The organism is Pseudomonas sp. EA_35y_Pfl2_R5, assembly GCF_963970805.1.
Lineage (GTDB): Bacteria > Pseudomonadota > Gammaproteobacteria > Pseudomonadales > Pseudomonadaceae > Aquipseudomonas.
Map to the genome: position 1 here is coordinate 140440 of NZ_CAXAOW010000006.1, position 25357 is coordinate 165796.

Sequence of the window (25357 nt, forward strand, 5' to 3'; positions counted from 1 at the left end):
GCAGCGCTTGCAGACAGGATTAGGCTATCCTTGCGGCCCATTTTCTTGCCGCAGGATGACCCAAATGAAAGCCCAGCTCGAAGAATTGATCAGCAAGATAAGCTCGGGCTGCATGCTGGCGGAAGACGTCGCGCGCATCGCTGACGAGGCGGCCCAGGCCTATGCCGACCCACAGGCATTCCTCGCCGCCAACCCAGATATCAACTTCGATGACAGCTTTCCCATTCCGCTAGGCGAGTGGGTAGTGGTCGGCAGCCTGCCGGAAACCGTGCTGTTTCAGGCCGACAGCTATGACGCACTGTTCCAGCAGATCACCGAGTCGTTCGGCCCGGAAGTGAGCTTTGTGCTCAAGCCCAAGCAACTGGTGAAAGTCGAGCCGCTGAAAGCGCTAAACCGCATCCAGGTGCAACTGTCCAGCCTGTCGCCGGAAACCAAGGGCTATGTGCTGCTGGATTTCAGCGAAGCGCTGGATGACGAGCTGCAAGCCGTGCTGGTGTACAGCACGGACTTGGCGCGGGTGATGGAACTGGCAGTCGAAGTCGGCATCTACGCCGCGCCGGCCTATGAAGCGCTAAAGGCCGCGCAAGAAGCCGAATAAAACGGGCATACGACCTGCTGCGCGTCAGCCAGCCTGCGTTAAAAACAGCCGGAGGCTGTTACTAACGTAGCACCTTGCCTGGCTCTAGCTCGCTAGCTCGTAAACAGTTTTTTAGGAATGCTTGCGGCGCAACTCCGCCAGCTTGGCAGCCAAGGCATCCAGCTCGGCGCTCTGCCCAGGCGGCAGTTGCCGCAGCACCGCCTGACTCAGACGCATCTGCCGAATAAAGCGCCGGCAGTGCTGACACATGGCCAGGTGCAGGCGCACCGACATGCGCTTGCGCAACCCCAGTTGTCCATCAAAAAACTCGCTGGAGTGGGCCACCAACTCCTTACAACTCAACATTGGCCGGTCTCCTCAAAATGCTCCAGGGTGGCGAATACCTTGAGACGCGCGCGGTGCAGCAGCACCCGCACATTGGAGAGCGAGACCTGCAAAAGATTACAGATCGCCTCCAGCTCCAACCCTTCGCGCTCGCGCAGGTGCAATACGCTGCCCTGCAGCTCGGACAGGCTGGCGAGGGTTTTCTCCAGGCATTCACGCAACTCATGCTCGGTCAGCAGCGCTTCCGGAGAGTCGTGGTGCCAGGCGTGCGGCGCCAGCAGCCAGTGGCCATCTGAGCTGAAACGCTCATCACCAATGCTGCCGTGAGGCGAGGGAATATCGTCCAGTAGCACTTCACGGCGATTGCCCTTGAGGCGGGTTTTCGCGGTGTTGGCAGTGATGGTCAACAGCCAGGTCTTCAGGCTGGAGCGCGCCTGAAAACCATCGAGGCTGCGCACCACGGCCAGCCAGGCGTCTTGCACCACTTCATCGGCATTACGGCTGCCGACGATGGCAAAAGCCACCGCGCGCATCGCCCCCTGATAGGTAGCGACCAGCTCGCGGTAAGCCTTCTGCTCGCCTGCACGCAAGCGAGTCAGCAGCGCCTGATCGGCCGGGTAATCCATCAGTGCTTACGCAGGATCACGCTACCAATCGAATAGCCCGCGCCAAAGGAGCTGAGCACGCCCAGGGCGCCACTTGGTAGATCTTCCTGGTATTTGTGCAGGGCGATTACCGAGCCGGCCGAGCTGGTGTTGGCGTAGGTGTCGAGAATCACCGGTGCTTCGCCCGGCTCTGCATCGCGACCGAGCAGCTTGCGCGCGATCAGCAGGTTCATGTTGAGGTTGGCCTGGTGCAGCCAGAAGCGCTTCACATCGCCAACATTCAGCTTGTTCTCCGCCAGGTGCGCGGCAATCAGCTCGGCGACCATCGGGCAGACATCCTTGAACACCTTGCGGCCTTCCTGAACGAACAGCTTGTCGCGCGCACCAACACCCTCTTCCGCACAGCGGTTGAGGAAGCCGAAGTTGTTGCGGATGTTGTTGCTGAACTGAGTGATCAGCTTGGTGCCGACGATATCGAACTGGTAGTTCGAGGTGGCCTGGTCGGCGCGCTCGATAATCACTGCAGTGGCGGCGTCACCGAAGATAAAGTGGCTGTCGCGGTCGCGGAAGTTCAGGTGGCCGGTGCAGATTTCCGGGTTGACCATCAGAATCGCGCGGGCCTGGCCCAGCTGCACGCTGTTGGCCGCAGCCTGAATGCCGAAGGTGGCCGAGGAGCAGGCCACGTTCATGTCATAACCAAAACCCTGAATGCCCAGCGCGGCCTGCACTTCAATCGCCACGGCCGGATAGGCGCGCTGCAGGTTGGAGCAGGCAACGATCACCCCATCGATATCGGCGGCTGTCTTGCCGGCGCGGGCCATGGCGTCCTTGGCGGCGCCTACGGCCATTTCGCAGAGGATGCCCCACTCGTCATTGCTGCGCTCCGGGATGCGCGGCGCCATGCGCTTAGGGTCGAGGATGCCGGCCTTGTCCATGACAAAGCGGCTCTTGATGCCCGAGGCTTTTTCGATAAAGCCGCTGCTCGATTCGCTCAGCGCTTCGACTTCACCGTTGGCGATGGCTGCGGCGTTGTCGGCATTGAACAGCTGGACAAAGGCGTTGAACGACTCCACCAACTCATCGTTGGAAATACTGCTTGCCGGGGTATAGAGGCCGGTACCACTGATCACGACGTTATGCACAGTCATTCCTCTGTTCTTCGCCGCAGGCAGCGGCCAGTTATGCAATACACCCAGGCAGGCTAGGCCATGGGCAAAAAACGGCTGACAGGCTCAGCAAACTCGATCCATGAAACGTCCTGTTACGAGCCACGGAGTTTGCCACAGCCTGGGGGTCTTCGTCCGCTCAGCACGTCAGGACAACTGCAACAAGCTGTCGGCTATTGAGGCAAAGATGCTCACAACGTGGCGCAAGACACATCCCGCTAGGCCGCGCGCACTGGTGCTTGCGCGGCATCACCCGTCCGGGTGATAGATGATTGTCGGACAATCTATATGCTCGCCTTTCCCTAATAACAAGAAAGGTTTCCGTCATGCGCAAGCTGCTTCTATTGCTGGTGCTGAGTTTTACCTCCCTGAGCCAGGCTGCCGTGGGCGTGTTCCCCGACAGCACCTTCCAGAATCTCGACCACGGCCTGTACTGGTTCGGTTACGGCGACAACTGGCAGAAGGCCGTGCCCGGCCAGAGCAACGCCTATTACGTGGCCAGCAAGCCGACCCTGATCTATATCCACGGCTGGCAGAACGGCGCCACCCAGAAGAAAAACCGTGAAACCTTCAACCGCAAGGATGCCGGCGGCCCAGACCTGGATCTGGCCCACGCCTGGCTCGCAGCCGGTTACAACGTCGGCGTGCTGTACTGGAACCAATTCGCCGATGAAGGCGAAGTGAAGGATGCCGAAGCCAAGATCTGGACCGCCAGCGGCCCGCGCGCCATGCGCTGGCGCAACAGCAGCGGCGCTTACGCCACAGGCCCAAGCCAGTCGGCCAGCGACCTGCTGTTCAACAGCTACAAAGCCAACCTCGCCGGCTACAGTGGCAGCAATATCCGCATTGCCGGCCATTCCCTGGGCAATCAGATGGCCATCGTGCTGACCAAGAAGATCAGCGATGCGGTCACGGCCGGAACGGTGAACAGCAAGCTGCTGCCCAAGCGCGTCGCCCTGCTCGACCCCTTCTACTCCAACAACGCGAAAAGCTACCTGGGCAACAAGTGGGTCGGCGAAGTGTGCCGCACCTATGTCAGCGCGCTAAAAACCAAGGGCGTGATCTTTGAGGTCTACCGCACATCCGGAGCCAGCAGCACCGGCTTTATCGGCGACAGCAACACCGGGCTGATGAATATGACCGCCTTCAGCGAGCTCAAGCCCTGGTACTTCGGCGCCACGCAATTGACCGAGAAGCACAATGCCGCCGTCTGGCACTACCTGTGGTCGTTCAGCAGCAACCCACCACTGATTACCGGCACCAGCAACCAGGCCGCCTCGGCGAAAACCAGCGACAGCCGCATCACCACCCTGATGAATGGCAGCAAGAAACTGGTCCACGACCAGGGCGCCTACACCAAGGAACCGTCCGACGATAACTTCAAGGAAGCTAACCGCTGATAGCGCCGGTCCTGCCTTCGCGGGCAGGACCGCTGCATCTGCATATCCGCCCTGCGACTTTAAGGCGGCTTGACTATCCAGTCACAGCATGAAAAAACAGAGGCACGCAGGCTCTGCCCTGCACTCTCCCGCTTCTGGATACCTGCTTTATGGCGCTGCATACCTGGCTGATCTTTCTTACCGCAGTATTTGGCCTGTCGCTGACGCCTGGCCCCAACGGCCTGCTCGCGCTTAGCCATGGAGCCTTGTACGGCCATCGCAAAACCCTGTTTACCGTCAGCGGCGGAGTGCTTGGTTTTACCCTGCTGATGGCCTTGTCGATGCTCGGTATCGGCACCTTGCTGCAAGCCTCGGCGCAGGCCCTGACCATCCTCAAATGGCTCGGCGGTGCCTACCTGATCTGGCTCGGCATTCAACTCTGGCGCGCACCGCCCTTGCACCTCGCGATGGCCGAGAAAGCCACCGAGACCAGCGGCTTCAAGCTGTTTCGCCAGGGCCTGCTGTCGGCGCTGTCGAATCCCAAGGTGATCCTGTTTTTCGGCGCGTTTCTGCCGCAATTTCTCGACCCGCGCGGCGACCTCTGGCTGCAGTTCGCCATCATGGCGCTGACCTTTGCCATGGTCGAAGGAGGTGTTGAATACCTCCTGGCGCGCATGGCTCATCGCGTGCGGCCCTGGTTGCAACGCACTGGCAAAGGCTTCAATCGCTGCTGCGGCGGGCTGTTTGCACTGATGGGCGCTGCCCTGCCGATGACCCGCTGAACTGCGTACACCGCAAAGGATCTGCCCTGGTGCCCAAGCTGTTGCCCGCCCTGTTATTGCTCGTCCTGAGCGGCCCATCATTCGCCGCAGAGCGGGCACTGCGCTTCTCGATCAATGACAGCTGGGCCATGCCCATGGTGCGTATCGAAGACGGCAAGGCAGTGGAAGGCATTCTGGTCGACCTGCAACAGCGCATGGCCACCAAAGTTGGGCGCAAGGCCGAGCTGGTAGTGATGCCGCGCTTACGCGTGCAACAGGCGCTGGATAGCGGTGAGATCGATGTGCGCTGCTACGTCAGCCCGAACTGGGTCAACAGCGGCCACTATCGCTATATCTGGAGCCTGCCCTTTATGACTCAACGCGATGTGCTGGCAGGCGTTAAACCCGAACAACTGGAGCCCGAGCAACTGCTCAATGAGCGCCTGGGCACCGTGTTGGGCTTCACTTATCCGCGCCTGGAACCGCTGTTCGCCAGCGGGCAGATACAACGCGAAGATGCCCGCACCCAGGATCAGGTGCTGCTCAAACTCAGCGCCCGGCGCTACCGCTACGCCATCAGCAACGAACTCTCGCTGCACTGGTTCAACCGCCACCAAGCAGCCGGGCAAAAGCTGTACAACCTCAGCGAAGTAGCCTCCGACCCGATTGCCTGCATCGTCCGCGACGCCCCGGATGTACCCACCATGGCCCTGCTGCGCGCCATGGTGCAGATGAAACAGGCCGGCGAGTTTGACGCATTGCTTGCTCGTTATCGCTGAGTTCTGCAAGGGCCTAGTGTTGTAAAACCAGATACGCCAGTACTCGCTCGATTCGTTGCGAAAGTGAGCCGGTCAGCCGTGTGCAGGTCCAGCCTTGCCGCGGCATCTCTTCCTCATAACAGCCGTTCTGCGGATGCCGGGATGACTCGCCCTGGCGCGTACCGTCCTGGAAGAAGGGGAAATCATCGGCGCAGAGAAACAGATGCGCGCCCCCACAGTTCGCGGCCAAATTCGGCGGCATAGCGGTCTACAAAGACTCGGCAAGAGCAATGGCAAGACTGCTTTTGCGGGGGGACTCACCGCCTATCAGCCAAGCCGGCTGTGATCCACGTCGTAGCCGCCATGGCAGCTCCTGACAAGCACCTGTCATCCATGCTCTGATAGACGCACCCACGCAATTCATCCGTACTCCAAAGGACTGGATCATCACCATGCCCCTACTCGCCCTGCTTGTTATCGCCTGCCAAGTCACCTGTGGTCTGCACGTTGTTCGCAGTGGCCAGGAACGCTACTGGATCTACCTGATCATCGCCTTGCCCGGCCTTGGCTGCCTGATCTACTTCCTCGGCATCATGCTGCCCGACTTGCTCGGCAGTCACCGTGGGCGCCGCACTATCAACCGCCTGCACGACAGCATCGACCCCGAGCGCCACCTGCGTGCCCTGCGTGATGAGCTGGAGATTCGTGATACCCGCGATACACGCGTCAATCTGGCCGATGAGCTGTTGCGCATGAGCCAGGCCGAAGAAGCGGCCAAGCACTACCAGATAGCCTTGCGGGGGATTCACAGCGATGCACCGGATATCCTTATCGGCTTGGCCAAGGCGCGCTTTGCCCACAACGATTTCGCCGGCTGCCGCGAAAGCCTTGAGCAGTTGATCAACAAGAACCCCGACTTCCGTTCAGCCGACGGTCACTTGCTCTATGCCCGCACGCTCGAAGCCTTGGGCGAAACCCTCAAAGCTGAAGAGGAGTACCAAGCGCTGAGTAGCTACTACGCCGGTCCCGAAGCCGCCTATCGCTACGCTTTACTGCTGCGCAGCTTGGGCCGCCAACGTGAAGCGCGCGAGATGCAGCAACAGATCCAGACCTACGCCCGCCGCGCTGCCAGGCACTACCGCACACTGCACAAAGAATGGCTGGAGCTCAGCCAGCAGGAACTGCGCAGTCTGCAACAGGACTGACGACTCAAACCGCCTGGGTAACCTTGAGCACCAGCCGAATGCCGCGCAGCCCCTGCTCGCGCTCACGCTGCAAGGCATAGCTGGCCAGTTCAGCCATCGCCCGGCGATGCACATAGGCCAGGCTGTCGATCAGCGTCGCGCTGTTGCGCAGGAACTCGACCGGCTCACCGGCCTCGGCATTTAGCCGTGGGCAGCGCAGGCGCAGGTAACCGCCCAGAGTGCTGCCATCGAGCAGGGTCTGTGGAAGCTGATCCGCCGCCTTGAGCAGGCGCAGGGCCAGATCCTGATAGCGCGACAAAGCGTCCTGGCTCAAGCGCTCAGTCAGGCTGTCGGGAGCCTGCTGATGCCAATCCAAAAAGCGTTCGGCCAGCTCACGGGCCTCCAGCAGGCGCGCGTAGTCGACATATAGCCGGCTTAGCTGCAATGCCAATCGGGCCGTTTCACGCAGCGCCGTGGTTGCGCCCGCCAGGCTCAGCTCCAGGCGGCGCCGGTATAACGAAGCGGCCTGAAGCAACTGCAGCTGCGCTGGGGTCTTACCGGCGTCAATCTGCTGATACAACGGCAGGTGCTTGCTGGCATCAAACGCCTCGTTTTCGCTGAGCCGCGAATTCATGCCATTGCGCTGCAACTCGCCACACCAGGCCAGCGCCACACGCTGGTCTTCCTGCGCTTCAGCCTGAGTCCAGGCCTGAGTAATTTCTGGAGACAGGCGGCGCAACTCATCAATCACAGCCTGCCAGCCCAGCGTGGCATGGGCCGCCTGAACCGGCTGGTGCAGGGCCAGCCAGGGCAGATTGCACCATTGCCGGCCTGTCCACTCCCAGAGCTGATCAAGTGCCTCTTCACGCTGAGCGCTGATCTGGAAGATTTGCTGGCTGTCCTGTAACTGCTGCTCGTCATAGTCCAGGCCCAGCTCCGCGTAGTAAGCCTCGGTGACACTCTGACAATGCTCGGCGAAGTGCTCGAACAGAACGGCTGCCGGGCGAGCGTCATGCAAGTAGCCGGGCGCCTGCAGGGCTTCACTGTGCTGGATACGCGCCAGATCGGCAGGGTGCGTGTGCCAGTAGCGGGTACTGCCCTCTTCGAGGCTCTGCTCCATCTGTTGCCGAGTGGTCTGACCCATGTTGGAGGTCTTCTCGGCAGTGGCGTGCGGTATATCGCGCAGCAAGCGACGCTCGCGCCAGGTACGGGCATTCTGCTGATCCACCTCACGCCAGGCCCAGGACAGCGCACGCAGCTGCAAGGCACTGCCACGAAACGCCGCACTCCCTGCCAGTAGGCTCTCGTAGCGGTCGGCGTCGAACTCCATCTGCCGCGACAGCGAACGAGACAGGCGAAAGCTCAGCCAGAAACAGCCACGCATCAACAACCGCGACAGCTCGATTCCTTGCTGCGCCACCCAGATGGCCAGCTGCAGAATCCACCAGGGATCATTTTCCAGCCATTCCTGCAGGCGATCATCCCAAGGGTCGCGGCTATTACTGCGAGCTTCCAGCCAGGCATTGACCGAGTTGATCAGGAAGTTACAGCGCATGCCCAGACGCTGAGCAAAGTGGCCAAACTCGTGCCCCAGCACACCAACAAACTGCTGCACGCTCATCCCGGCAACCAGTGGCATGCCGATGGTCAGCACCTTGCGGCCAGAGAAAAATCCGCTCCAGCCATTCTCGAAATGCACGCTGGCATTCACTTCATTGGACAGCTGCACCACCACCGGTGGGCGCAGCCCAATCGCCTGACACAACTGGTTGATCACCAATTGCAAGCGCGGCTCGCAGGCCAGGTCCAACTCCAGCGGCTCATCACCATGCTGGCTGGGTAGAAAAAATGGCCGAGCCATAAACAGCAGCAAAATGCTGCCACTGATGGCCGGTACGCCATAAATGCAAAGCAGCAACCAGATATTGCGCAAGCTGCCGAGGTATTCATGGATATGCATCAGGTACCAGGCAAGCCCCACGCCCAGGCCAATCACCAGCCCCGCATAAAGCGTCGGTACCAGCAGGCAGCAGAGCGTCACCAGAAACAGCTGCAAGGCGTAAGCCGGGCTGGGTCGGGCGCGCTTAAGCCCCTTCTGGGCTAAGTCCTGCAAAGCTGTCAGAGGGTCGACCGCCGCAGGCGCAGGCGCAGCCACTTCCTCGACCGCAACAGCCAGGCCCGCCTGCTGCAACCGGCTGTACCAGCGCTCGGCACTGGGCCGATCCAGACCACTTTTGATCACCCTGCGAGCTGGCGGCAGCAAGGCCTTCACCTGAGCTTCAGAGAACTTCAGCTGCGTCTGTAGATGCTGAGCAATCTGCTCAGGCGTAAACCCGGGCAATGCCCGGCCACTCAGCACAACACGGAACGACACGGCGATCCCTCGCAAAAAATTGAAATGTGTGGGCAGATTAACAAAGCGTGCAGTACTCGCGACCTGTCACACATGACTCAAGTCACCCGGCAGCTGGGCAGTATTTGCGGAGATCGCACGTTTATCTAGCCCCTGCGCCTCAGGCTGACCATTCCATACCTGCAACGGCCGCTCGGCACCACTCAGCAACCAACCACTGCGCCCACCCACCAGGGTGCTAACGGCATGCGCACGGCCAAATGGATTGTGCCGCGCCAGCAACAGCACGCTGTCACGCAGCCAGGCCAGGCTGCGACTGTGGGATTGGAATAGCGGGGTAAGCAGGCGACTGGCTTGACGGTAATAACGCAGGTGATCACGCCGACTGCTGGCGTAGGCGGCGAATACCGCAGACCAGTCGCAGTCCGTTGGTGTGCTCTGTGCGGTAACAGCTGCGGATAAAGCAGCCGCATCCACCAGGGCCATATTCGCGCCCTGGCCCAGTTGCGGGCTCATGGCATGGGCGCAGTCGCCGATGGCGATCACCCGGCAATCGTGCCAGCGCTGCATGCGCACATCGGCATACACCGCCTGGCTCAGTTGTTCGGGGCGTTCGATCAGTTCAACAAAGGGTTCGGCAGCGCTGCCGGCCAGTTGCAGCACCTGGGTTTTCCAGGCAGCCAAGCCGGCTTCACGCCAGACGTCAAACTGCGCCACCGGCAGGCTCCAGAACAGACTGCTCAGGGCTTGCTCGCGGTTCAGGTGGGTACGCCCGGTGGGCATGATGCCGAACATCTGCGCACAGTCGCGGTACCACTGACGCAGGTCCGTGGCCTCCGGCGCGTTTGCCGACGAAACCGGGGTCGGCACAATGCTCCACAGCGCGCCCCAGGGGTAAGGCTGCAGCCACTGTTTGACCTGCATCTGCCCGCGCAGGGCCGAGCGCACGCCATCGGCCAGCACCAGCGCGGCAAACTCGCCGAATGGCTGCTCGATACCCTGTTCGTCCTGGCGATACATCTGCACATGGCTGCCATGCTGGCTGAAGCGGCTGATATGCACGCCGGTTTCGATCTGTACCCCAGCTTGCCGCGCCGCGTTGAGCAAAGCCGTGAGCAATACGCTGCGGTGAATACCCATACCGAAACTGCCAGGCTGCCAATGCGCGTAACGGGTATCGAGAATCACCCGGCCATTGCCCGAGGTGCCGTACAAGCGGCTGACCGCAGCCCCCAGGCCGCTGCACTCGGCAAACAGCCCCAGTTGCTGCAACACCGCCAGCCCCGAAGGTTGCAACAACACCCCGGCCCCTACCGGCTGCAACGCCGGCACCCGCTCCAGCAGACGCACGCTGAAGCCCTGGCGAGCGAGGAACAGCGCCGTGGCCAACCCCGCCGTACCGGCCCCGACAATGGCAATCGTCAATCCCTTCACGACCCGTCTCCGTTATTAAACCGGGCGGATTCTACGCCTCTGCCAGATAAACGCAGCCAGCCCGATCACAGGATGAACAGCGTCAAAGGAACATGCCGCCCGAAGCTTCAATCCGCTGCCCGGTAATCCAGCGGCCGCCGTCACTGAGCAGCATGGCAATCGCGCCGCCGATATCGTCCGGCAGGCCGACCCGTCCCAGAGCCGTGTTAGCGGCGATAAAGGCATTGACCTGACTGTTGTCACGCACCACGCCGCCACCGAAGTCAGTCTCGATAGCGCCGGGAGCCAGCACGTTGACGCTGATACCGCGCGGCCCCAGCTCCTTGGCCAGGTAGCGCGTCCACACCTCGATGCCGCCCTTCATCGCCGCATAGGCGGCATAACCCGGCAGGCTGAAACGCGCCAGGCCGGTGGAAATATTGACGATGCGGCCCGGCTCGGCGATCAGCGGCAGCAGTTGCTGGGTGAGAAAGAACGGCCCCTTGAGCTGGATATTCACCAGCTGATCAAACTGCGCCTCGCTGGTTTCGGCAAAGCTGGCGTGGATGCCGATACCGGCGTTGTTGATCAGAAAGTCGAAATCATGGCGGCCGAAGGTGCTCTGCAACCCAGCCGCCACGGCGCCAGCAAACGCGGCAAAGCTGCTGCTCTGGCTGACATCCAGCTGCAGCATCAACGCACGTGCGCCGAGTTGTTCGACTTCGCTCGCCAGGCTCTGCGCATCAGCCACCTGGCTGTGATAAGTGCCGATGATGTCGATGCCCTGCGCCGCCAGATGCAGGGCGGTGTTACGCCCCAGGCCGCGGCTGGCGCCAGTGATCAGTGCAATTTTGCGGGTCATATGCGTGCTCCTTCAGTTGACTAGCAGTGCAGTGGTTGCAATCAGTGAGCACAGGTTATTGCTCGTATTAAGCTGGATAAACTCAGCAAAATTGAAAACACTGATCATCAATCACGAACAATTCAGTGGAGCGCCCGCCCATGAACACCCTGGAACTGCTGCGCACCTTTGTCCGCGTCAGCGAGCTGGCCAGCTTTACCCAGGCTGCCGACAGCCTTGGCCTGCCCAGGTCGAGCGTGTCGCAGCAGGTGCAAAGCCTGGAAGCCTTGCTCGGCACGCGCCTGCTGCACCGCACCACCCGCAAGGTACAACCGACTCAGGACGGTCTGGTGCTGTATGAACGCAGCAAGGACATGCTGGCCAATATGGAAGAGTTGGAAAACCTGTTCCGCCAGGACGGCGCGCAGCTTAGCGGTCGCCTGCGCATCGATATGCCCACCGGCCTGGCGCGGCGCCTGGTGGCACCGCGGCTGGGGGAATTTACCGCGCAGCATCCCGGCATCGAACTGGAGATCAGCAGCAGTGATCGGCGCGTCGATCTGGTACGCGAAGGCTTCGACTGCGTGCTGCGCATCGGCATGGTCAACGAACCCAATCTGATCGTCCGCCCGCTCGGCCAGTTGCCCATGGTCAACTGTGCCAGCAGAGCCTACCTGGCACGCTACGGCACCCCGCAGAGCCTAGACGACCTGGCTGAGCATCGATTGATCCACTACGTGCCGGTGCTCGGCAGTCGCTCAGATGGTTTTGAATACCTGGCCGACGGCGCGCTGCAACAGCTGCCGATGGTGGGGAATGTCACGGTAAATAACGTCGATGCCTATGAAGGCGCGTGCCTGGGTGGGCTGGGGATTATCCAGGCTCCACTGCTCGGCGTTAGCGAGTTACTGGCCAGCGGGCAGCTGCACAGCCTGTTACCGGATTACCTGCCGCCGCCCATGCCGATCAGCCTGCTCTACGCCCAGCGCCGGCATCAGCCGCAGCGGGTACGAGCATTTATGCAGTGGCTGGAAGCATTGCTGGCCGAGCACACCGGCGCCTGACAGGCAGGCACCGGTTTCTTGCGCGTTACTGAGTCACCGGGAGGATATCGAAACCCTTGCGGTTATCGCTGACGATACGGAAGTTCTGCTGCGAGCCCGGCTCAACCTTCACCGCCAGCTCACGGCGCAGGCGGCCCATGCCGCACAGGGTGTCGTCCATCTCGTCGATACCGATGCTCAGCACCCGCGTGCCAACCGGCACCTGAAAACGCACCTGCTCACCCACGCCGATGCGCGCGGCCACCTTGCGGTCGACCAGCACAGCCACATAGCAGCCGCCGCCCATGCCGCCGAAGTCGCGATTGACCTGCAACTCTCCACCCTGCCCCAGCGGCGCCTGATAGCCCAGCAAACGGTCCGCCGGCACAGGTTTGACATCCTCTGGCGCGGGCTTCCAGGACGAACAGCCGGCCAACAGCAATAGCGGTAAAACGGCACAAGTCAATCGCATATGACGCATGGAAGCCCTCCATGGGCGCAGAAAACAGCAAAGGGAAACAGCCAAAACGGCTTGAGTATTGCCCCTGGCGCGGCCGGCCTCAAGTACAGACTGATGCGCCGCCGCAACCTGGCATTGATCAACCGGCAATACGTTTGAGCAAACGCGTCTGCAACGCCGCCAGCTCTTCCGGGCTCGCCTTGCCACCGGCATGTATGCTGAGCGCTTCGCCGGCGTAGCGCGGCACGATATGCATATGAATGTGGAACACCGTCTGCCCGGCTGGTGCGCCGTTGAACTGCGCCACTTGCACCCCGGCTGGCTCCAGCTCGTCGATGATCACACCCGTAAGCTTCTGCACCACGGCCATCACCTTGCTCAGGCTGTCGCCATCGATTTCCAGAATATTGCGCGCCGCCGAGCGCTTGGGGATCACCAGGGTATGGCCAAAGGACTGCGGAAACACATCGAGGAAGGCCAGCACATCCTCATCCTCGTAGAGCTTGTAGCAAGAGGCTTCGCCGCGGATGATTTGGGCAAAGATATTTTGGTTGTCGTATTCGCCGTGCAGGCTCATCAGTGTTCTCCAGTGAACTGGGGTTGAGATGGCCCCAACCATACCGACTTCTGCGCGCGGGGAAAAACCTGCAACCTGACCAAATGGCCAATCACCGTTATCCTGCGCCTTTTGCCACCTAATCCGGAGCGCCCATGTCAGATCTTTCCGCTTACCCAATTACGCAAAAATGGCCTGCCCAGCACCCAGAGCGCCTGCAGCTCTATTCGCTGCCCACGCCCAACGGCGTGAAAGCCTCGATCATGCTGGAAGAGATTGGCCTGGCCTATGAGCCACACCTGGTCAGCTTCGACACCAACGATCAGCTCAGCGAAGAATTCCTCTCGCTCAACCCCAACAACAAGATCCCGGCGATCCTCGACCCCAACGGCCCAGGCGGTAAACCGCTGGCGTTGTTCGAGTCCGGGGCGATACTGATCTACCTGGCAGAAAAGACCGGCCAGCTCTTGGCCGAAGACGCCGCCACGCGTTACGAAACCCTGCAGTGGCTGATGTGGCAGATGGGCGGCATCGGCCCGATGTTCGGCCAGTTGGGTTTCTTCCATAAATTCGCCGGCAAGGATTACGCGGACAAACGTCCGCGCGACCGTTACGTCGCCGAATCCCAGCGTCTGCTCGGCGTACTCGACCAACGCCTGCAAGGCCGTAGCTGGATCATGGGCGAGGACTACAGCATCGCCGATATCGCCGTATTGCCCTGGGTACGCAACCTGGTGGGTTTCTACGAGGCCGGCGAGCTGGTGGAGTTCGAGCGCTTCAGCAATGTGCAGCGGGTGCTGCAAGCCTTTGTCGCTCGCCCGGCGGTGATCAAGGGCCTGGTCACCCCGGCACGCGGCTAAAATAGACGCCAGCAACCTGTTCAACGCGTACACAACAGCGTCATGAGAACTGATATGAACAACGCTCTTCAACAGCCAGCGGTGACAGCATGATCGAGGTAACCGAGCTTTCCATTGCCGAACTGCGCACCGCGCTCGAAGCCGGCCAGACCACGGCGGTCGAACTGGTACAGGCCTACCTCGCCCGTATCGATGCCTACGACGCTGCCGGCACGCCGACCCAACTCAATGCCGTGGTGGTGCGCAACCCCGATGCGCTCAAGGAAGCCCAGGCATCCGATGAGCGCCGCGCCCGTGGCGAGACACTCGGTCCGCTCGACGGCATCCCCTACACCGCCAAGGACAGCTACCTGGTCAAGGGCCTGACCGCCGCCTCCGGCAGCCCGGCCTTCAAGGACCTGGTCGCCTATCGCGATGCCTTTACCGTCGAGCGTCTGCGCGGCGCCGGAGCCATCTGCCTGGGTAAAACCAATATGCCGCCCATGGCCAACGGCGGCATGCAGCGCGGCGTGTATGGCCGCGCGGAAAGCCCGTACAACGCGGCCTACCTTACTGCGCCCTTCGCCTCGGGCTCATCCAACGGCGCCGGCACGGCCACTGCCGCCAGTTTTGCCGCTTTTGGTCTGGCTGAAGAAACCTGGTCCAGCGGTCGCGGCCCCGCCTCGAATAATGGCCTGTGTGCCTACACGCCGTCGCGCGGGGTGATTTCGGTGCGCGGCAACTGGCCGCTGACGCCGACCATGGACGTGGTGGTGCCCTATGCGCGAACCATGGCCGATCTGCTCGAAGTGCTCGACATCGTGGTCGCCGATGACCCGGACAACCGTGGTGACCTCTGGCGCCTGCAGCCCTGGGTCGCGATCCCGAGGGCCTCCGACGTGCGTCCAGCGGCCTATGCCGACCTGGCCGCCAAGGCCGATGCCCTGGCCGGCAAACGCTTTGGTGTACCGCGTATGTTTATCAACAAGGATGACGCCGCCGGCACCAGCGAAAGCCCCGGCATCGGTGGCCCGACTGGCCAACGCATCCACACTCGGCCGTCAGTCATTGCGCTCTGGGAGCAGGCGCGCAAGGCGCTGGAAGCCGCCGGCGCCGAAGTGGTCGAAGTGGACTTCCCACTGGTCTCCAACTGCGAAGGCGACCGCCCAGACGCGCCGACCGTGTACAACCGCGGCATCGTTACCCCGGAGTTTTTGCATGACGAACTGTGGGAGCTGAGCGGCTGGGCCTTTGACGACTTTCTACGCGCCAACGGTGATCCCAAGCTGAACACGCTGGCGGACGTCGACGGCCCGCAGATTTTCCCTCACGACCCCGGCACCCTGCCCAATCGCGAGGGCGACCTGGCCGCTGGCATGGATGAATACGTCAACATGGCCAAGCGCGGCCTGAAGAACTGGGACCAGATCGCAACCCTGCCCGACGGCCTGCGTGGCCTGGAACATACCCGCAAGCTCGACCTGGAAGACTGGATGGATAACCTGAACCTCGACGCCGTGCTATTCCCCACCGTTGCCGACGTCGGCCCGGCGGATGCCGACGTCAATCCAGAGTCTGCCGACATCGCCTGGAGCAACGGCGTGTGGGTGGCCAACGGCAACCTAGCCATCCGCCACTTGGGCGTGCCCACCGTCACCGTACCGATGGGCGTGATGGCCGATATCGGCATGCCCATCGGCCTGACCTTCGCCGGCCGCGCCTACGACGACTCCGCCCTGCTGCGCTTTGCCGCCGCCTTCGAGTCCACCGGCTCGAAACGCCTGGTGCCGCCACGTACGCCGCCGCTGTCGCGCGGTTAACGCCGCACACCATAAAGCCGCTCACATGAGCGGCTTTATGGTGTGAACTCAAGACAACGACTCGCTGGGCGAACCGAGATGGCTAAAGCCACGCAAACTGAGTGAAACGATAGCCGGTGTGTCATCAGTAGCCGCGCTGTTTAGAGGTTTAGAACCGAAGGAGTAGAGTTTCACCGGCTGAAAGCGGCCCAGAGTGTGTAAAAACACTTTCGCACCCTGAGCTCCTCAGCCGGGTGCTCCTGGGCGAGGCGTTTTCCCGAGAATTTGCCATGATCAGCGGCGGTAACGCACCAGAGCCTTCACGAAGCGCTTTGGCAGCTTATAGAGCAGTAAAAGCCGAGGCTTTTACGCCGTCATCGCCTTCAACAAGTCTTCGGTACCGATGATTTTCATCACCCGTTTCAAGTTGGATGCAGCCCATTGGGATCATCGGGTCGACGAGGATCACTTTGAGCAGCCAGGAAACCTCTTTCGTTTAATGACCCCAACGCAACAGCAGGCACTGTTCGACAATACCGCCAGGGCAATGGGCGACGCCCCCGCCATGGTTAAGCAACGTCATATTGTGAACTGCAGTAACGCTGATCCCGCGTATGGCGCAGGCGTAGCGGCAGCGCTTGAGCTGCTTAATGGCAGCCACAATTTGGCGGGCTACTTGTAAAACGCCTCACGGCGTCGCACCGGTGGCGGCGGTATTTCAGCGCTACCGGTGATTGACGTCCGGCCGCCACTATCCATCGTGCGGCCGGTGCAATTAGATGCATCGATACAGATGTAATTTGCAGACATCTGCGCACTGCTTCTTTCTTGATCGTTCTAACGGAAGCCGAAGGAACGATCACAGAGCTTAGGTGTTAACTATCAGCGCAGAACCTGAAGAAGCTCATTGAGCTGACGGCGGCCCGCCTCAGCCAGCGGGAAAACGGGCAAGCGCGGGTCACCCACTTCCAACCCGGTAGCCCGCAAGCCTGCTTTGATGGTCGCTGGCAATCCACCTTTTAAGATGAAATCCAGCAGCGGTAGCTGGTGATAAAACAGCTCGCGCGCCTTACCCAAATCATTGGCTAACGCAGCCGCGTACAAATCCAGGTTCAGTTGTGGAATCAGATTAGGCGCTGCAGTGCACCAGCCTTTGGCGCCCGCCGCGAAAGCCTCCAGCGCAAGCGGGTTGCAGCCGTTGTAGAAAGGCACCTGGCCTTCCCCCAATAGCTGCAACTTGTGCATACGCTGGATATCACCGGTGCTCTCCTTAACCATGGTGACATTTTCCACGGAATTGACGATGCGCAGGATCAGCTCCACGGACATGTCGGTGCCGCTGGTAGCTGGGTTGTTGTACAGCATGATCGGCACGCCGACGCTGTCGCCTACGGCGCGGTAGTGCGCAAAGATTTCCTCTTGCGTAAGTTTCCAGTAGGACGTCGGAAGCACCATGACAACATCCGCACCATGGCCTTCGGCGAAACGCGCACGGCGCACAGATTTAGCAGTGGTTAGATCAGATACGCTGACCACGGTAGGCACACGCTTGGCGACGTGCTTGATACTGAACTCGGCGACCTGATTCCATTCCGCGTCGCTCAGGTAAGCGCCCTCTCCCGTGCTGCCCAATGGCGCAATGGCGTGTACGCCACCGTCAATCAGACGATCGATGGAACGACCGAGCGTATCAAGGTCGATACCCTCGCCGTCCGCGCCGAACGGGGTAATGGTGTAGCCGATGATGCCGTGAATATGTGGGCTGCTCATGCATTGTCTCCGGTTTAAAAGGCGGGTTTCAGTTCAGGCAATCGGCGTGGCGCCCCAGCTTCTGCCGGGCGTAGTAGTTGAAGGCGGCGGCGTGCCGCTTGGGCTTGGATACCCAATCGTGGGCCTCGTGACCTAGTTCCGGAATGATCGGTTTGATCGTGCCTGCGGCCATGGCGAGCAGCTGGAGCTTGGCAGCCCGCTCGATCAGCTGGGCGATAACGCAGGCTTCCTCGATGGTGGTGCCGGTGGAAAGCTGACCGTGGTGGGAAAGAAGAATCGCGCGCTTGTCACCCAAGGCGCCGGCGATCAGTTCGCCCTCCTCATTGCCAACCGGAACGCCAGGCCATCCCTCAAGGAATGCGCAATCGTCATAGAGAGGGCAAAGATCCATGTGGGAGATCTGCAGCGGCACTTCAAGCATTGAAAGTGCCGCAATGTGAGTTGGGTGGGTGTGGATGATGCAATTCACATCCGGGCGCGCTCGGTATACCCAGCTATGAAAACGGTTGGCCGGGTTAGCCATACCATGACCTTCGAGCACTTCCAGGTCTTCGTTGACTAGCAGCAGATTGCTTGCGCTAATTTCATCGAAGCCCAAGCCCAACTGCTGGGTGTAGTAAGTACCCGGTTGCGGGCCGCGGGCTGTGATCTGCCCGGCAAGACCCGAGTCGTGACCGCTCTCAAACAGGATGCGACAGGTCAGGGCGAGTTTTTGCCGGTCAGTCCACGTATTATCGGCAAGGGTGTTTTGCATCTGGGTCAGCGCTTGCTTGACCAATTGCTCTTTAGGCAGTGCTAGTGTCTTGGCCATGTCGGCCTCCTCGTTAGGTAGGGGTCATGCAAATGACACTAAAGATGCTATATGACACACTGTGTCATATACAATGGGAAATTATTGCTTTCTGCAAGGACTGATCGCTCTATATGGCTATCCGCTTGAAAATATTGAGAAAGAAGCTAGGCGTGACGCTGGAGGTATTGGCTGAGCGATCAGGCTTGACCAAGAGCTACCTGTCGAAAATCGAACGTGGGCTAAACACGCCGTCCATCTCGACTGCGTTGAAGTTGGCCAAGGCACTGAATCTCAAGGTCGAAGAACTGTTCTCCGAAGAAAGCAGTAGCGTCGACAGCTACAGCCTTGTGCGCGCGAATGACCGTCAGTCGCTGGCCGCAGGGAACGAAGAGCCGAGTTACGCGGTATTGGCGCACCAAATCAGCAGCAGAAGCCTGCTGCCATTCATCATCTACCCGCCCACTGAATTTACTGACAAATCCTTCAAGGAACATTTGGGCGAAGAGTTTCTGTTCGTGCACGAGGGGCAAGTAGAAGTAGATTTCATGAACGAAAAGCTTTTACTCGACCGCGGGGATGCGCTGCATTTCAACTCACAAAAGCCGCACCGACTGCGCTCGGTTGGCGACGTACAGGCCCAATTATTGGTGGTCATACACAGCGCTGAGTAAGCAGATGTCTGTAGCCTTAGCCGCACGCACGATGTCACCCAGGTTTCATGCAAGCTCTGCCTACGTAACGTCGCAAAAGAACCGCCGAGCCGGTGCGAAAAACACCAAGTCTCGCTGAGCTTAGAGCTGAAGCCAAAGCGGCAAAAGCTGCCGCAGTTCCGGCTGAAATGGCGAAACAAAGTATGCTCCTGACCCGTGGGCTGAATGGCAACGGCGCCTGGAGCAGCGGCCAGGTAAAACCGCATCCTGCACGGCGCGGTTAAGCAAAATTTTTATTTAAAGTCGATGGTCCAAAGCGGTCATAACGACCAGCCGCTTTCGGGCCGAAAGCAGACCACCGCCCGCTACCCACAACGCTGATTATCCTAAGTCGCTTGGACCTATAGCCCCAGTTGCGAAAGCCCCGGATGGTCATCAGGACGACGGCCTAAGGGCCAGCGGAATTTGCGTTCGGACTCCTGAATGGGCAGGTCGTTGATGCAGGCAAAGCGGTGCGCCATCAGGCCGTTTTCGGCGAACCCCCAGTTCTCGTTGCCGTAGGAGCGAAACCAGTTGCCCGAGTCGTCGTGCCACTCGTAGGCATAACGCACGGCGATGCGGTTATCGGTAAATGCCCATAGCTCCTTGATCAACCGGTACTCCAGTTCCTTGCGCCACTTTCGCTGCAAAAACGCCTGCGCCTCGGCACGGCTGGTCACGAACTCCGCGCGGTTGCGCCATTGGGTGTCCGGGGTATAGGCCAGGGCCACTTTGGCGGCATCACGGCTGTTCCAGCCGTCTTCGGCGAGGCGGACTTTTAGCACGGCCGACTCGCGGGTAAAGGGTGGGATCGGTTGGCGGATTTCAACGGTAGACATGGCGGTGGCTCCTGCACGTGGTGAGGGATGGAGTGACAGACGGGACGACGCAGGGTGCCCGCATGGTGGCAAACAGTCGCTTCAATACACGCATCAGCGCAGCATTTACGCCGTAGCCTGGGTGCTCAGGACCAGGCAGTAACTGCGGGAGTAGATAATTCACTTCCCAGTGCCCTGGCGTTTCACCCGATACGTCGGGCGCGTCGTAACGGTCAATTATTTCGCGGTTCATGTTGCAGCCCTCGCTAGAGATCGAGCACCAGGGGTTGGATAGCGCCGTCCAGCTCCGCCGGCACCGCGCAGCAGATCAGCACGCTGTCACTCTCCGGTAGTTGCGCCGGTGGGTTGGGGTAATGCACGTTGCCGCTGACCAGGCGCGTTTTGCAGGTGCCGCACGAACCGCCACGACAGCTGAAGTCGGGATTAAGACCACGGCTTTCCGCCAGTTCCAGCAGGCTGCCACCGCCCGGCGTCCAGCGCGCTTCCTTTGCCGATGCGGCGAAATAGACCGGTACTGGGGCGCTGGCGGCGGGTAGCTGAACCGGCGCAGCAGACTGCTCAACCGCTAAGCGTTGCAACGTCGAGGGACCGAACGCCTCGGCATGGATGCGCTCATCGACAATATTCAATCCACGTAATCCGTCGTACATGGCCTGCAGAAAGCCGCCGGGGCCGCACAGGTAAAAGTCGTAGTCATCCAGCGGCAGCCGCGCCTTGACCTGGGCAAAATCGAGACGGCCGCTTATCTCAAAGTCACGGCTAGCAACCGCTTCAGTGCCTGGGCTGCTTAAGGCGCGGTGGATATGCAGGTACTCGGTGTCGCGCTGCTGCAACGCCTTGAGTTCGGCTTGGAACGGCAAGTCCTCCAGGACTCGAGCGCTCTGGAACAGATGCACATGACGTTGCCGCTGCTGCTGACTATTCTGCGCAGCCAGCTCGCGGAACATCGACAGCAAGGGCGTGATGCCGACCCCGGCAGCGATCAACACCACCGGGCGTTCGCCGTCCTCGATCAAAGTGAAGCTGCCCATGGGTTGGCGCATCTCCAGCACATCGCCCACCTGCACGTGTTTATGCAGGTGATGCGAGGCCGGGCCCTGGGCTTTGACGCTGATGCGGATATGCCCGTCGGACGGCGCGCTGGAGACGCTGTACGTACGGATCAGCGGCGCGTCAGCATCAGGTGTTTGCAGGCGTAGCGGCATATGCTGCCCAGGGGTGAACGCCACCGCCGCCTGATCCAGCGGCTGGATATAAAACGAGCGGATGTCCTGGCTCTCCTGCTGCACCTGGGTCACGCGCCACTGTTGCCACTGCCGGCGCTGCTCGTTCTGGCGCAGCTTCGCGTCCGCGTCGGCCCAGGTGCCAGTGGCCAGGCTGGTCGGTGCGTAATCGTGAAATTCCCAGCGCAGTGAGGTAGCCGCCGGACGCAGCACCGCCTGCTCAACCTCGAAGGTCCACAGGCGCTCGGCACTCTCAAAGGCTTGAATCATCGGGCTGTCGAGAATCAGCTCGGTGCGGCCGGTGAGTTGCAGGATGTCGCCGGAAACAAAGTCAACAAACAACAACCCCGCAACCGGATTGGCCTGCAAGTTGCCCAGGGTATTGAAGAACAGGTTGCCGGCATAATCGGGGATGGTCAGCCGGTTGCCTTCGACTTTGACAAAGCCGGCGCGGCCGCCGCGATGCGATACATCCACCGAGCGGCTATGGGCGTCATGGTCGAAGTAGCTGGCGATAAAGAAGGTGTCGGCCGCACGAATCATCTCGGTGGTGCGGGCATTCAGCGCGGTGAAGTCCTGGCGCATAGCGCGGTTCTTCACCGGCTCAGTAGTGCGGCTATAGCCTCGTGCCTGGATGTACTTGGGGCAGTTGCCGTAGGAGTGCTCGACCGCCACGGCCAGGCCACCGGCAGAAACCTGCTGAACCACCCCGTTGATGCGATTGCGTCGCCGCGTGTGCAGCTCGATGCCAAGCAAGCCAACCGCCTGCCCCGCTTGCAGGCCGCTGGCAGCCGGGTCCTGCGCGTCGGGCTGTACAGCCAATAGCAACTGCTGCGGATCGGGCGAGGTCACGAAGCCTTCCGGCCCCTCAAGCAGAGTGGCCCAGGGCCGCTGCTCTGCATCGACCGCGCCAACGATCATAAACGGCAGTTGCTGGTAGAACTCGCGATGCTGGTCGGGCATGTGATCGCGAATGACCTTCTGCCCGATGACCTCCATGCGTTCAGAGACGCCATAGGTTTCCTGGAGCGTTTTTTCCCCGGCATGCCAAGGTGAGCGGCGGTGTTTGGGCAGATGATCCATGCAATGCGCTCCTCAAGAAAGCTGCCGGCACCCCGGCAGCCTATGACGGACTCAGTTGGCCTGCAGACCTGCAGCAGTGCGCTGCATGGACACAAAGCCTGGCAGTGCTTCAACCCGCTCCAGCCAGGCACGCACGTTCGGGTAGGCCTGCAGCGACACATTGCCTTCCGGCGCATGGGCGATATAGCTGTAGTTGGCGACATCGGCGAGGGTGGCGGTAGCGCCCGCCAGGAAAGGAGTGTTGGCCAGTTCGCCGTCCATCACCTTGAGCAAGGCATGAGATCGCGCGATAACCTCCTCGGCATTCAAGGGTGCACCAAACACCGTGATCAACCGGGCAGATGCAGGGCCGTAAGCCAGTTGGCCAGCGGCCACCGACAGCCAGCGCTGAATGCGCGCCGCTGCGAGCGGCTCTTCAGGCAGCCAGGTGCCATTGCCATACTTCTTCGCCAGATAAACCAGGATGGCATTCGAGTCGCTGAGAACGGTGCCGTTGTCATCAATGACCGGCACTTGCCCGAACGGGTTGATGGCGAGGAATTCAGGTGTCTTGTGCGCCCCATTGGCCAGGTCGACAAACACCAGCTCGGTGGGCAGTTTTAACAGCGAAAGCATCAGCTCGACGCGATGAGCGTGGCCTGAAAGAGGGACGCGATAAAGTTTGATGGCTGGCTGAGACATGGTGCGGCTCCGTATGGGGTCAGGGTAGTCAGCGACGTCAAACCGGGATGGCGGCTTTTGCGCTGGTAGGTTCATGCTGCACCCACCAGCGCTTAAGCAGAATCACCATGCAGAGCAATGCATAATTTCGTTTTATAAAAGAATGCAACCGCACAGGGGCACGGTAGCGACGGCCCTGTCAGTCAAGAAATGCTGGATGAGCACGCAGCCTTGGCGTGGCGAAGTCGATAAAGGTGCGCACCCGCGCCTCGGCCCGGCGGCCATCGCGGTAGATCAACTGTGCGGGCAAGGGCTGGCTGGCAAAGTCGCTCAATACCGGCTCAAGCAACCCGCTCTGCAACTCATGGTGCGCCTCATAGCTCATGCAGCGAATCAGCCCCAGCCCCAGGGTCGCGGCATGGATGGCGGCGCGCTGAGTCGTGCAGGTCAACACCGGTGCAGGTTTCACCAAGCGCGTGGCGCGTTCGCATTGAAAGCGCCATTCGCTCTGCTGGCCGCTGGCTGTGGTCAATACCGCACGATGCGCTTTGAGGTCCTCCGGCGTTTGCGGGCGTCCCCACCTGGCCAGGTAGGCGGGAGAAGCGCAAACAATCGGCCGCACCCTGCCCACCGGCACGGCGAACTCAGAAGAGTTCGGCAGATGGCCCACCACCAGGGCAACATCGATGTTTTCCTCAAGCAGTTTGGGCACACCTTCGCTGGCCTGGGTGACCAGCTGCACTTCAGGGAAAGCCGTTAAATAATCGAGGGCGATGGGCATCAATACCTGCTGATCCATCAGCCGCGGTAACGACAGGATCAACCGACCCGCAGGGCGCGCATGCAAGCCGGCAGCGGAGCGCTCAGCAACTGCGGTGTGTTCGAGGATCTGCCGACAGCTGACGGCAAACTGCTCGCCTGCCGGGCTTAGCTCGACGCCGCGCGGCCCGCGCAGCAACAGCCTGTTGTTCAGGCGCGTTTCCAGTGCGGCGATGCTGCGCATGACGGTCGCGGCCGACTGATCAAGCTGGCGTGCGGCCGCTGCCAGGCTGCCGGTTTGCACCACGGCATCGAACACCTGCAACTGCCGATAGCGGCTCATGGCTTAAGCACCTTCGCCTCTTTGCAGCGTCGGGTCTTGCAAGAAGCGGCTGGTACAGAAATCGACAAAGGTGCGCACCTTGGCGGGTACCCGTCCGCCGCCTTGATAGAGCACATGTACCGGCAGTGCCGCGGCTTCAAAGGTATCGAGGATGATCTCCAGCTCGCCCTTCGCAACCAGCTCGGCCACTTGGTAAGACAATACCCGCGTCAGGCCCCAACCCAGGCGTGCAGCATTGATCGCCGCCTGATTGGAACTCACCAGCAGGCGCGGTTTGGGGTGCAGGGTAAGAGCGCTGGCGCCCAGGTTAAACTGCCAGTCGGTGAGCAGGCTGCTGGCTGAGGACATCACGATAGGCGCGGCCATCACCTCCTTGGGTTCTTGTGGCCGACCAAAGCGTTCGAGAAAAGCCGGCGCAGCGCAGATAACCGGGCGAATATGCCCAACCTTAATGGCCTGCAAGCCGGTTTCCGGCAGCTGACCAATACGGATGGCGACGTCCACGCCCTCCTCCACCATATTCACCAGGCGATCCACCAGCAGCGCATTGATCGTCACCTGCGGGTGCGCTGACAGGTACTCGGTAATCAGCGGAATCAGGTACAGCTCGCCGAACATCACCGGCGCCGTCACAGTCAGGTTGCCACGTGCACGAATGCTACTGCCGGTGGCCAATTCTTCGGCCTCGTCCAGCTCCAGCAGGATGCGTTTGCAGTCCTCCACATAACGCCGTCCCGCCTCGGTCAGGCGCAGGCTACGCGTGCTACGCGCCAACAACAGCGTACCCAGACGCTTCTCCAAACCGGCAATAACCCGGGTCACACTGGGTGGCGACATACCCACTAGCCTGGCACCGCCGGCAAAGCTTTCCGCTTCCGCAACGGCCAGCAGCACCTTCATCTCCTGAAACCTGTCCACACTCACCGCCCAACGTCGAGATTGGCTTTAAGAATTGCATTAAACGCTACTTACGTAGCGCCTGCTCACAGCCTACTGCTGAAACGATGCAGTGGCTGCGAGCACATCCGGGAGAGGTTAAGCGCTTAATTATTCAGGTCATAGGCCGCGAGCATGAAACCGCGTTTCCGATCACTGCTCGCCAACGCTGCGTACCGCGTT

24 protein-coding genes and 1 pseudogene are annotated in these 25357 nt (G+C 60.8%); 10 read left to right on the forward strand and 15 right to left on the reverse strand.

The genetic code is table 11. The features are described from left to right. Window positions 1-64: 64 nt before the first annotated feature. Entirely contained in the window at window positions 65-598 is a 534-nt protein-coding gene (locus AACX99_RS13265) for a hypothetical protein (RefSeq protein ID WP_339412447.1), read from the forward strand. 111 nt (window positions 599-709) lie between these two features. Here the strand turns inward: AACX99_RS13265 and AACX99_RS13270 are convergent, their stop codons facing one another. From AACX99_RS13270 to AACX99_RS13280, 3 genes are read right to left on the reverse strand one after another with little or no spacing between them, the layout of a single operon-like run. Further along, a complete protein-coding gene (locus AACX99_RS13270) occupies window positions 710-943 on the reverse strand; it encodes a zf-HC2 domain-containing protein (protein ID WP_339412449.1) in 234 nt (77 codons plus the stop codon). Further along, complete coding sequence (locus AACX99_RS13275; RefSeq protein ID WP_339412451.1) at window positions 937-1548, reverse strand: RNA polymerase sigma factor; 612 nt, start codon at window positions 1546-1548, stop codon at window positions 937-939. Before AACX99_RS13275 ends, AACX99_RS13270 begins: the two co-directional genes overlap by 7 nt. Next, entirely contained in the window at window positions 1548-2669 is a 1122-nt protein-coding gene (locus AACX99_RS13280; RefSeq protein WP_339412559.1) for a beta-ketoacyl-ACP synthase III, read from the reverse strand. Before AACX99_RS13280 ends, AACX99_RS13275 begins: the two co-directional genes overlap by 1 nt. A 350-nt stretch (window positions 2670-3019) precedes the next feature. On the opposite strand from AACX99_RS13280, the gene AACX99_RS13285 reads away from it, so the two are divergent. The 4 genes from AACX99_RS13285 (at window position 3020) to AACX99_RS13300 (ending at window position 6796) form a co-directional block, all read left to right on the forward strand. Continuing rightward, window positions 3020-4093, forward strand: coding sequence for a hypothetical protein (locus AACX99_RS13285; RefSeq protein ID WP_339412453.1), 1074 nt, complete (start codon window positions 3020-3022; stop codon window positions 4091-4093). Between the two features lie 149 nt (window positions 4094-4242). Continuing rightward, window positions 4243-4854: a LysE family translocator gene (locus tag AACX99_RS13290; RefSeq protein WP_339412455.1), complete on the forward strand. Its 612-nt coding sequence runs from the start codon at window positions 4243-4245 to the stop codon at window positions 4852-4854. Window positions 4855-4883: 29 nt separating this feature from the next. After that, on the forward strand, window positions 4884-5612 hold the full coding sequence (locus AACX99_RS13295; protein WP_339412456.1) for a substrate-binding periplasmic protein: 729 nt from the start codon (window positions 4884-4886) through the stop codon (window positions 5610-5612). A gap of 431 nt (window positions 5613-6043) precedes the next feature. Continuing rightward, on the forward strand, window positions 6044-6796 hold the full coding sequence (locus AACX99_RS13300; RefSeq protein WP_339412457.1) for a hypothetical protein: 753 nt from the start codon (window positions 6044-6046) through the stop codon (window positions 6794-6796). Window positions 6797-6800: 4 nt separating this feature from the next. Here the strand turns inward: AACX99_RS13300 and AACX99_RS13305 are convergent, their stop codons facing one another. The 3 genes from AACX99_RS13305 to AACX99_RS13315 all read right to left on the reverse strand — a co-directional run bounded on the left by AACX99_RS13305 (window position 6801) and on the right by AACX99_RS13315 (window position 11403). Continuing rightward, entirely contained in the window at window positions 6801-9149 is a 2349-nt protein-coding gene (locus tag AACX99_RS13305) for a M48 family metallopeptidase (protein ID WP_339412459.1), read from the reverse strand. A gap of 66 nt (window positions 9150-9215) precedes the next feature. Next, on the reverse strand, window positions 9216-10562 hold the full coding sequence (locus AACX99_RS13310; RefSeq protein WP_339412461.1) for an FAD-dependent oxidoreductase: 1347 nt from the start codon (window positions 10560-10562) through the stop codon (window positions 9216-9218). A gap of 82 nt (window positions 10563-10644) precedes the next feature. Further along, window positions 10645-11403 (reverse strand): SDR family NAD(P)-dependent oxidoreductase, encoded by a 759-nt coding sequence (locus tag AACX99_RS13315; RefSeq protein WP_339412463.1) that lies wholly within the window; start codon window positions 11401-11403, stop codon window positions 10645-10647. A gap of 140 nt (window positions 11404-11543) precedes the next feature. Between AACX99_RS13315 and AACX99_RS13320 the strand changes: the two genes are divergently transcribed. After that, complete coding sequence (locus AACX99_RS13320; protein WP_339412465.1) at window positions 11544-12446, forward strand: LysR family transcriptional regulator; 903 nt, start codon at window positions 11544-11546, stop codon at window positions 12444-12446. 25 nt (window positions 12447-12471) lie between these two features. On the opposite strand, the gene AACX99_RS13325 is transcribed toward AACX99_RS13320, so the two are convergent. Both AACX99_RS13325 and AACX99_RS13330 read right to left on the reverse strand, forming a co-directional pair. Further along, window positions 12472-12897 carry a 3-isopropylmalate dehydratase gene (locus AACX99_RS13325; protein WP_090387586.1) on the reverse strand — a complete coding sequence of 142 codons (426 nt, stop codon included), beginning with the start codon at window positions 12895-12897 and terminating at the stop codon, window positions 12472-12474. Window positions 12898-13024: 127 nt separating this feature from the next. Next, window positions 13025-13462, reverse strand: a complete 438-nt coding sequence (locus AACX99_RS13330) for an HIT family protein (RefSeq protein ID WP_339412467.1) — start codon at window positions 13460-13462, stop codon at window positions 13025-13027. A 134-nt stretch (window positions 13463-13596) separates the two neighbouring features. Between AACX99_RS13330 and AACX99_RS13335 the strand changes: the two genes are divergently transcribed. From AACX99_RS13335 to AACX99_RS13345, 3 genes and pseudogenes are all read left to right on the forward strand, one after another. Further along, window positions 13597-14301: a glutathione S-transferase N-terminal domain-containing protein gene (locus tag AACX99_RS13335; RefSeq protein WP_339412469.1), complete on the forward strand. Its 705-nt coding sequence runs from the start codon at window positions 13597-13599 to the stop codon at window positions 14299-14301. Between the two features lie 89 nt (window positions 14302-14390). After that, window positions 14391-16100 (forward strand): amidase, encoded by a 1710-nt coding sequence (locus AACX99_RS13340; RefSeq protein WP_339412471.1) that lies wholly within the window; start codon window positions 14391-14393, stop codon window positions 16098-16100. 415 nt (window positions 16101-16515) lie between these two features. Further along, window positions 16516-16761, forward strand: a pseudogene (locus AACX99_RS13345) (catalase-related domain-containing protein); the annotation flags it as partial. A gap of 200 nt (window positions 16762-16961) precedes the next feature. On the opposite strand, the gene AACX99_RS13350 reads toward AACX99_RS13345, so the two are convergent. Both AACX99_RS13350 and AACX99_RS13355 read right to left on the reverse strand, forming a co-directional pair. Beyond that, window positions 16962-17849, reverse strand: coding sequence for a dihydrodipicolinate synthase family protein (locus AACX99_RS13350; protein WP_339412473.1), 888 nt, complete (start codon window positions 17847-17849; stop codon window positions 16962-16964). Between the two features lie 28 nt (window positions 17850-17877). Further along, the gene (locus AACX99_RS13355) at window positions 17878-18660 is read right to left on the reverse strand and encodes an aldolase (protein ID WP_339412475.1); all 783 of its coding nucleotides are present in this window, start codon (window positions 18658-18660) and stop codon (window positions 17878-17880) included. Window positions 18661-18773: 113 nt separating this feature from the next. Between AACX99_RS13355 and AACX99_RS13360 the strand changes: the two genes are divergently transcribed. Beyond that, window positions 18774-19313 (forward strand): helix-turn-helix domain-containing protein, encoded by a 540-nt coding sequence (locus AACX99_RS13360; protein WP_339412477.1) that lies wholly within the window; start codon window positions 18774-18776, stop codon window positions 19311-19313. A 380-nt stretch (window positions 19314-19693) separates the two neighbouring features. Here AACX99_RS13360 and AACX99_RS13370 read toward each other — a convergent pair whose 3' ends face one another. The 5 genes from AACX99_RS13370 to AACX99_RS13390 form a co-directional block, all read right to left on the reverse strand. Then, a complete protein-coding gene (locus tag AACX99_RS13370; protein WP_339412479.1) occupies window positions 19694-20170 on the reverse strand; it encodes a nuclear transport factor 2 family protein in 477 nt (158 codons plus the stop codon). A 245-nt stretch (window positions 20171-20415) separates the two neighbouring features. Then, window positions 20416-22476 carry a pyridoxamine 5'-phosphate oxidase family protein gene (locus AACX99_RS13375; RefSeq protein ID WP_339412481.1) on the reverse strand — a complete coding sequence of 687 codons (2061 nt, stop codon included), beginning with the start codon at window positions 22474-22476 and terminating at the stop codon, window positions 20416-20418. A gap of 51 nt (window positions 22477-22527) precedes the next feature. After that, the gene (locus AACX99_RS13380) at window positions 22528-23157 is read right to left on the reverse strand and encodes a glutathione S-transferase family protein (protein ID WP_339412483.1); all 630 of its coding nucleotides are present in this window, start codon (window positions 23155-23157) and stop codon (window positions 22528-22530) included. A gap of 178 nt (window positions 23158-23335) precedes the next feature. Further along, a complete protein-coding gene (locus AACX99_RS13385; RefSeq protein ID WP_339412484.1) occupies window positions 23336-24238 on the reverse strand; it encodes a LysR family transcriptional regulator in 903 nt (300 codons plus the stop codon). A gap of 3 nt (window positions 24239-24241) precedes the next feature. Then, complete coding sequence (locus AACX99_RS13390; protein ID WP_339412485.1) at window positions 24242-25138, reverse strand: LysR family transcriptional regulator; 897 nt, start codon at window positions 25136-25138, stop codon at window positions 24242-24244. Window positions 25139-25357: the final 219 nt, after the last annotated feature.

Coding starts and splice junctions, on each gene's coding strand:
- AACX99_RS13265 (WP_339412447.1), top strand. CDS start 65: ATGAAAGCCCAGCTCGAAGAATTGATCAGCAAGATAAGCTCGGGCTGC.
- AACX99_RS13270 (WP_339412449.1), bottom strand. CDS start 943: ATGTTGAGTTGTAAGGAGTTGGTGGCCCACTCCAGCGAGTTTTTTGAT.
- AACX99_RS13275 (WP_339412451.1), bottom strand. CDS start 1,548: ATGGATTACCCGGCCGATCAGGCGCTGCTGACTCGCTTGCGTGCAGGC.
- AACX99_RS13285 (WP_339412453.1), top strand. CDS start 3,020: ATGCGCAAGCTGCTTCTATTGCTGGTGCTGAGTTTTACCTCCCTGAGC.
- AACX99_RS13290 (WP_339412455.1), top strand. CDS start 4,243: ATGGCGCTGCATACCTGGCTGATCTTTCTTACCGCAGTATTTGGCCTG.
- AACX99_RS13300 (WP_339412457.1), top strand. CDS start 6,044: ATGCCCCTACTCGCCCTGCTTGTTATCGCCTGCCAAGTCACCTGTGGT.
- AACX99_RS13315 (WP_339412463.1), bottom strand. CDS start 11,403: ATGACCCGCAAAATTGCACTGATCACTGGCGCCAGCCGCGGCCTGGGG.
- AACX99_RS13320 (WP_339412465.1), top strand. CDS start 11,544: ATGAACACCCTGGAACTGCTGCGCACCTTTGTCCGCGTCAGCGAGCTG.
- AACX99_RS13325 (WP_090387586.1), bottom strand. CDS start 12,897: ATGCGATTGACTTGTGCCGTTTTACCGCTATTGCTGTTGGCCGGCTGT.
- AACX99_RS13330 (WP_339412467.1), bottom strand. CDS start 13,462: ATGAGCCTGCACGGCGAATACGACAACCAAAATATCTTTGCCCAAATC.
- AACX99_RS13335 (WP_339412469.1), top strand. CDS start 13,597: ATGTCAGATCTTTCCGCTTACCCAATTACGCAAAAATGGCCTGCCCAG.
- AACX99_RS13340 (WP_339412471.1), top strand. CDS start 14,391: ATGATCGAGGTAACCGAGCTTTCCATTGCCGAACTGCGCACCGCGCTC.
- AACX99_RS13350 (WP_339412473.1), bottom strand. CDS start 17,849: ATGAGCAGCCCACATATTCACGGCATCATCGGCTACACCATTACCCCG.
- AACX99_RS13355 (WP_339412475.1), bottom strand. CDS start 18,660: ATGGCCAAGACACTAGCACTGCCTAAAGAGCAATTGGTCAAGCAAGCG.
- AACX99_RS13360 (WP_339412477.1), top strand. CDS start 18,774: ATGGCTATCCGCTTGAAAATATTGAGAAAGAAGCTAGGCGTGACGCTG.
- AACX99_RS13370 (WP_339412479.1), bottom strand. CDS start 20,170: ATGTCTACCGTTGAAATCCGCCAACCGATCCCACCCTTTACCCGCGAG.
- AACX99_RS13375 (WP_339412481.1), bottom strand. CDS start 22,476: ATGGATCATCTGCCCAAACACCGCCGCTCACCTTGGCATGCCGGGGAA.
- AACX99_RS13380 (WP_339412483.1), bottom strand. CDS start 23,157: ATGTCTCAGCCAGCCATCAAACTTTATCGCGTCCCTCTTTCAGGCCAC.
- AACX99_RS13385 (WP_339412484.1), bottom strand. CDS start 24,238: ATGAGCCGCTATCGGCAGTTGCAGGTGTTCGATGCCGTGGTGCAAACC.
- AACX99_RS13390 (WP_339412485.1), bottom strand. CDS start 25,138: ATGAAGGTGCTGCTGGCCGTTGCGGAAGCGGAAAGCTTTGCCGGCGGT.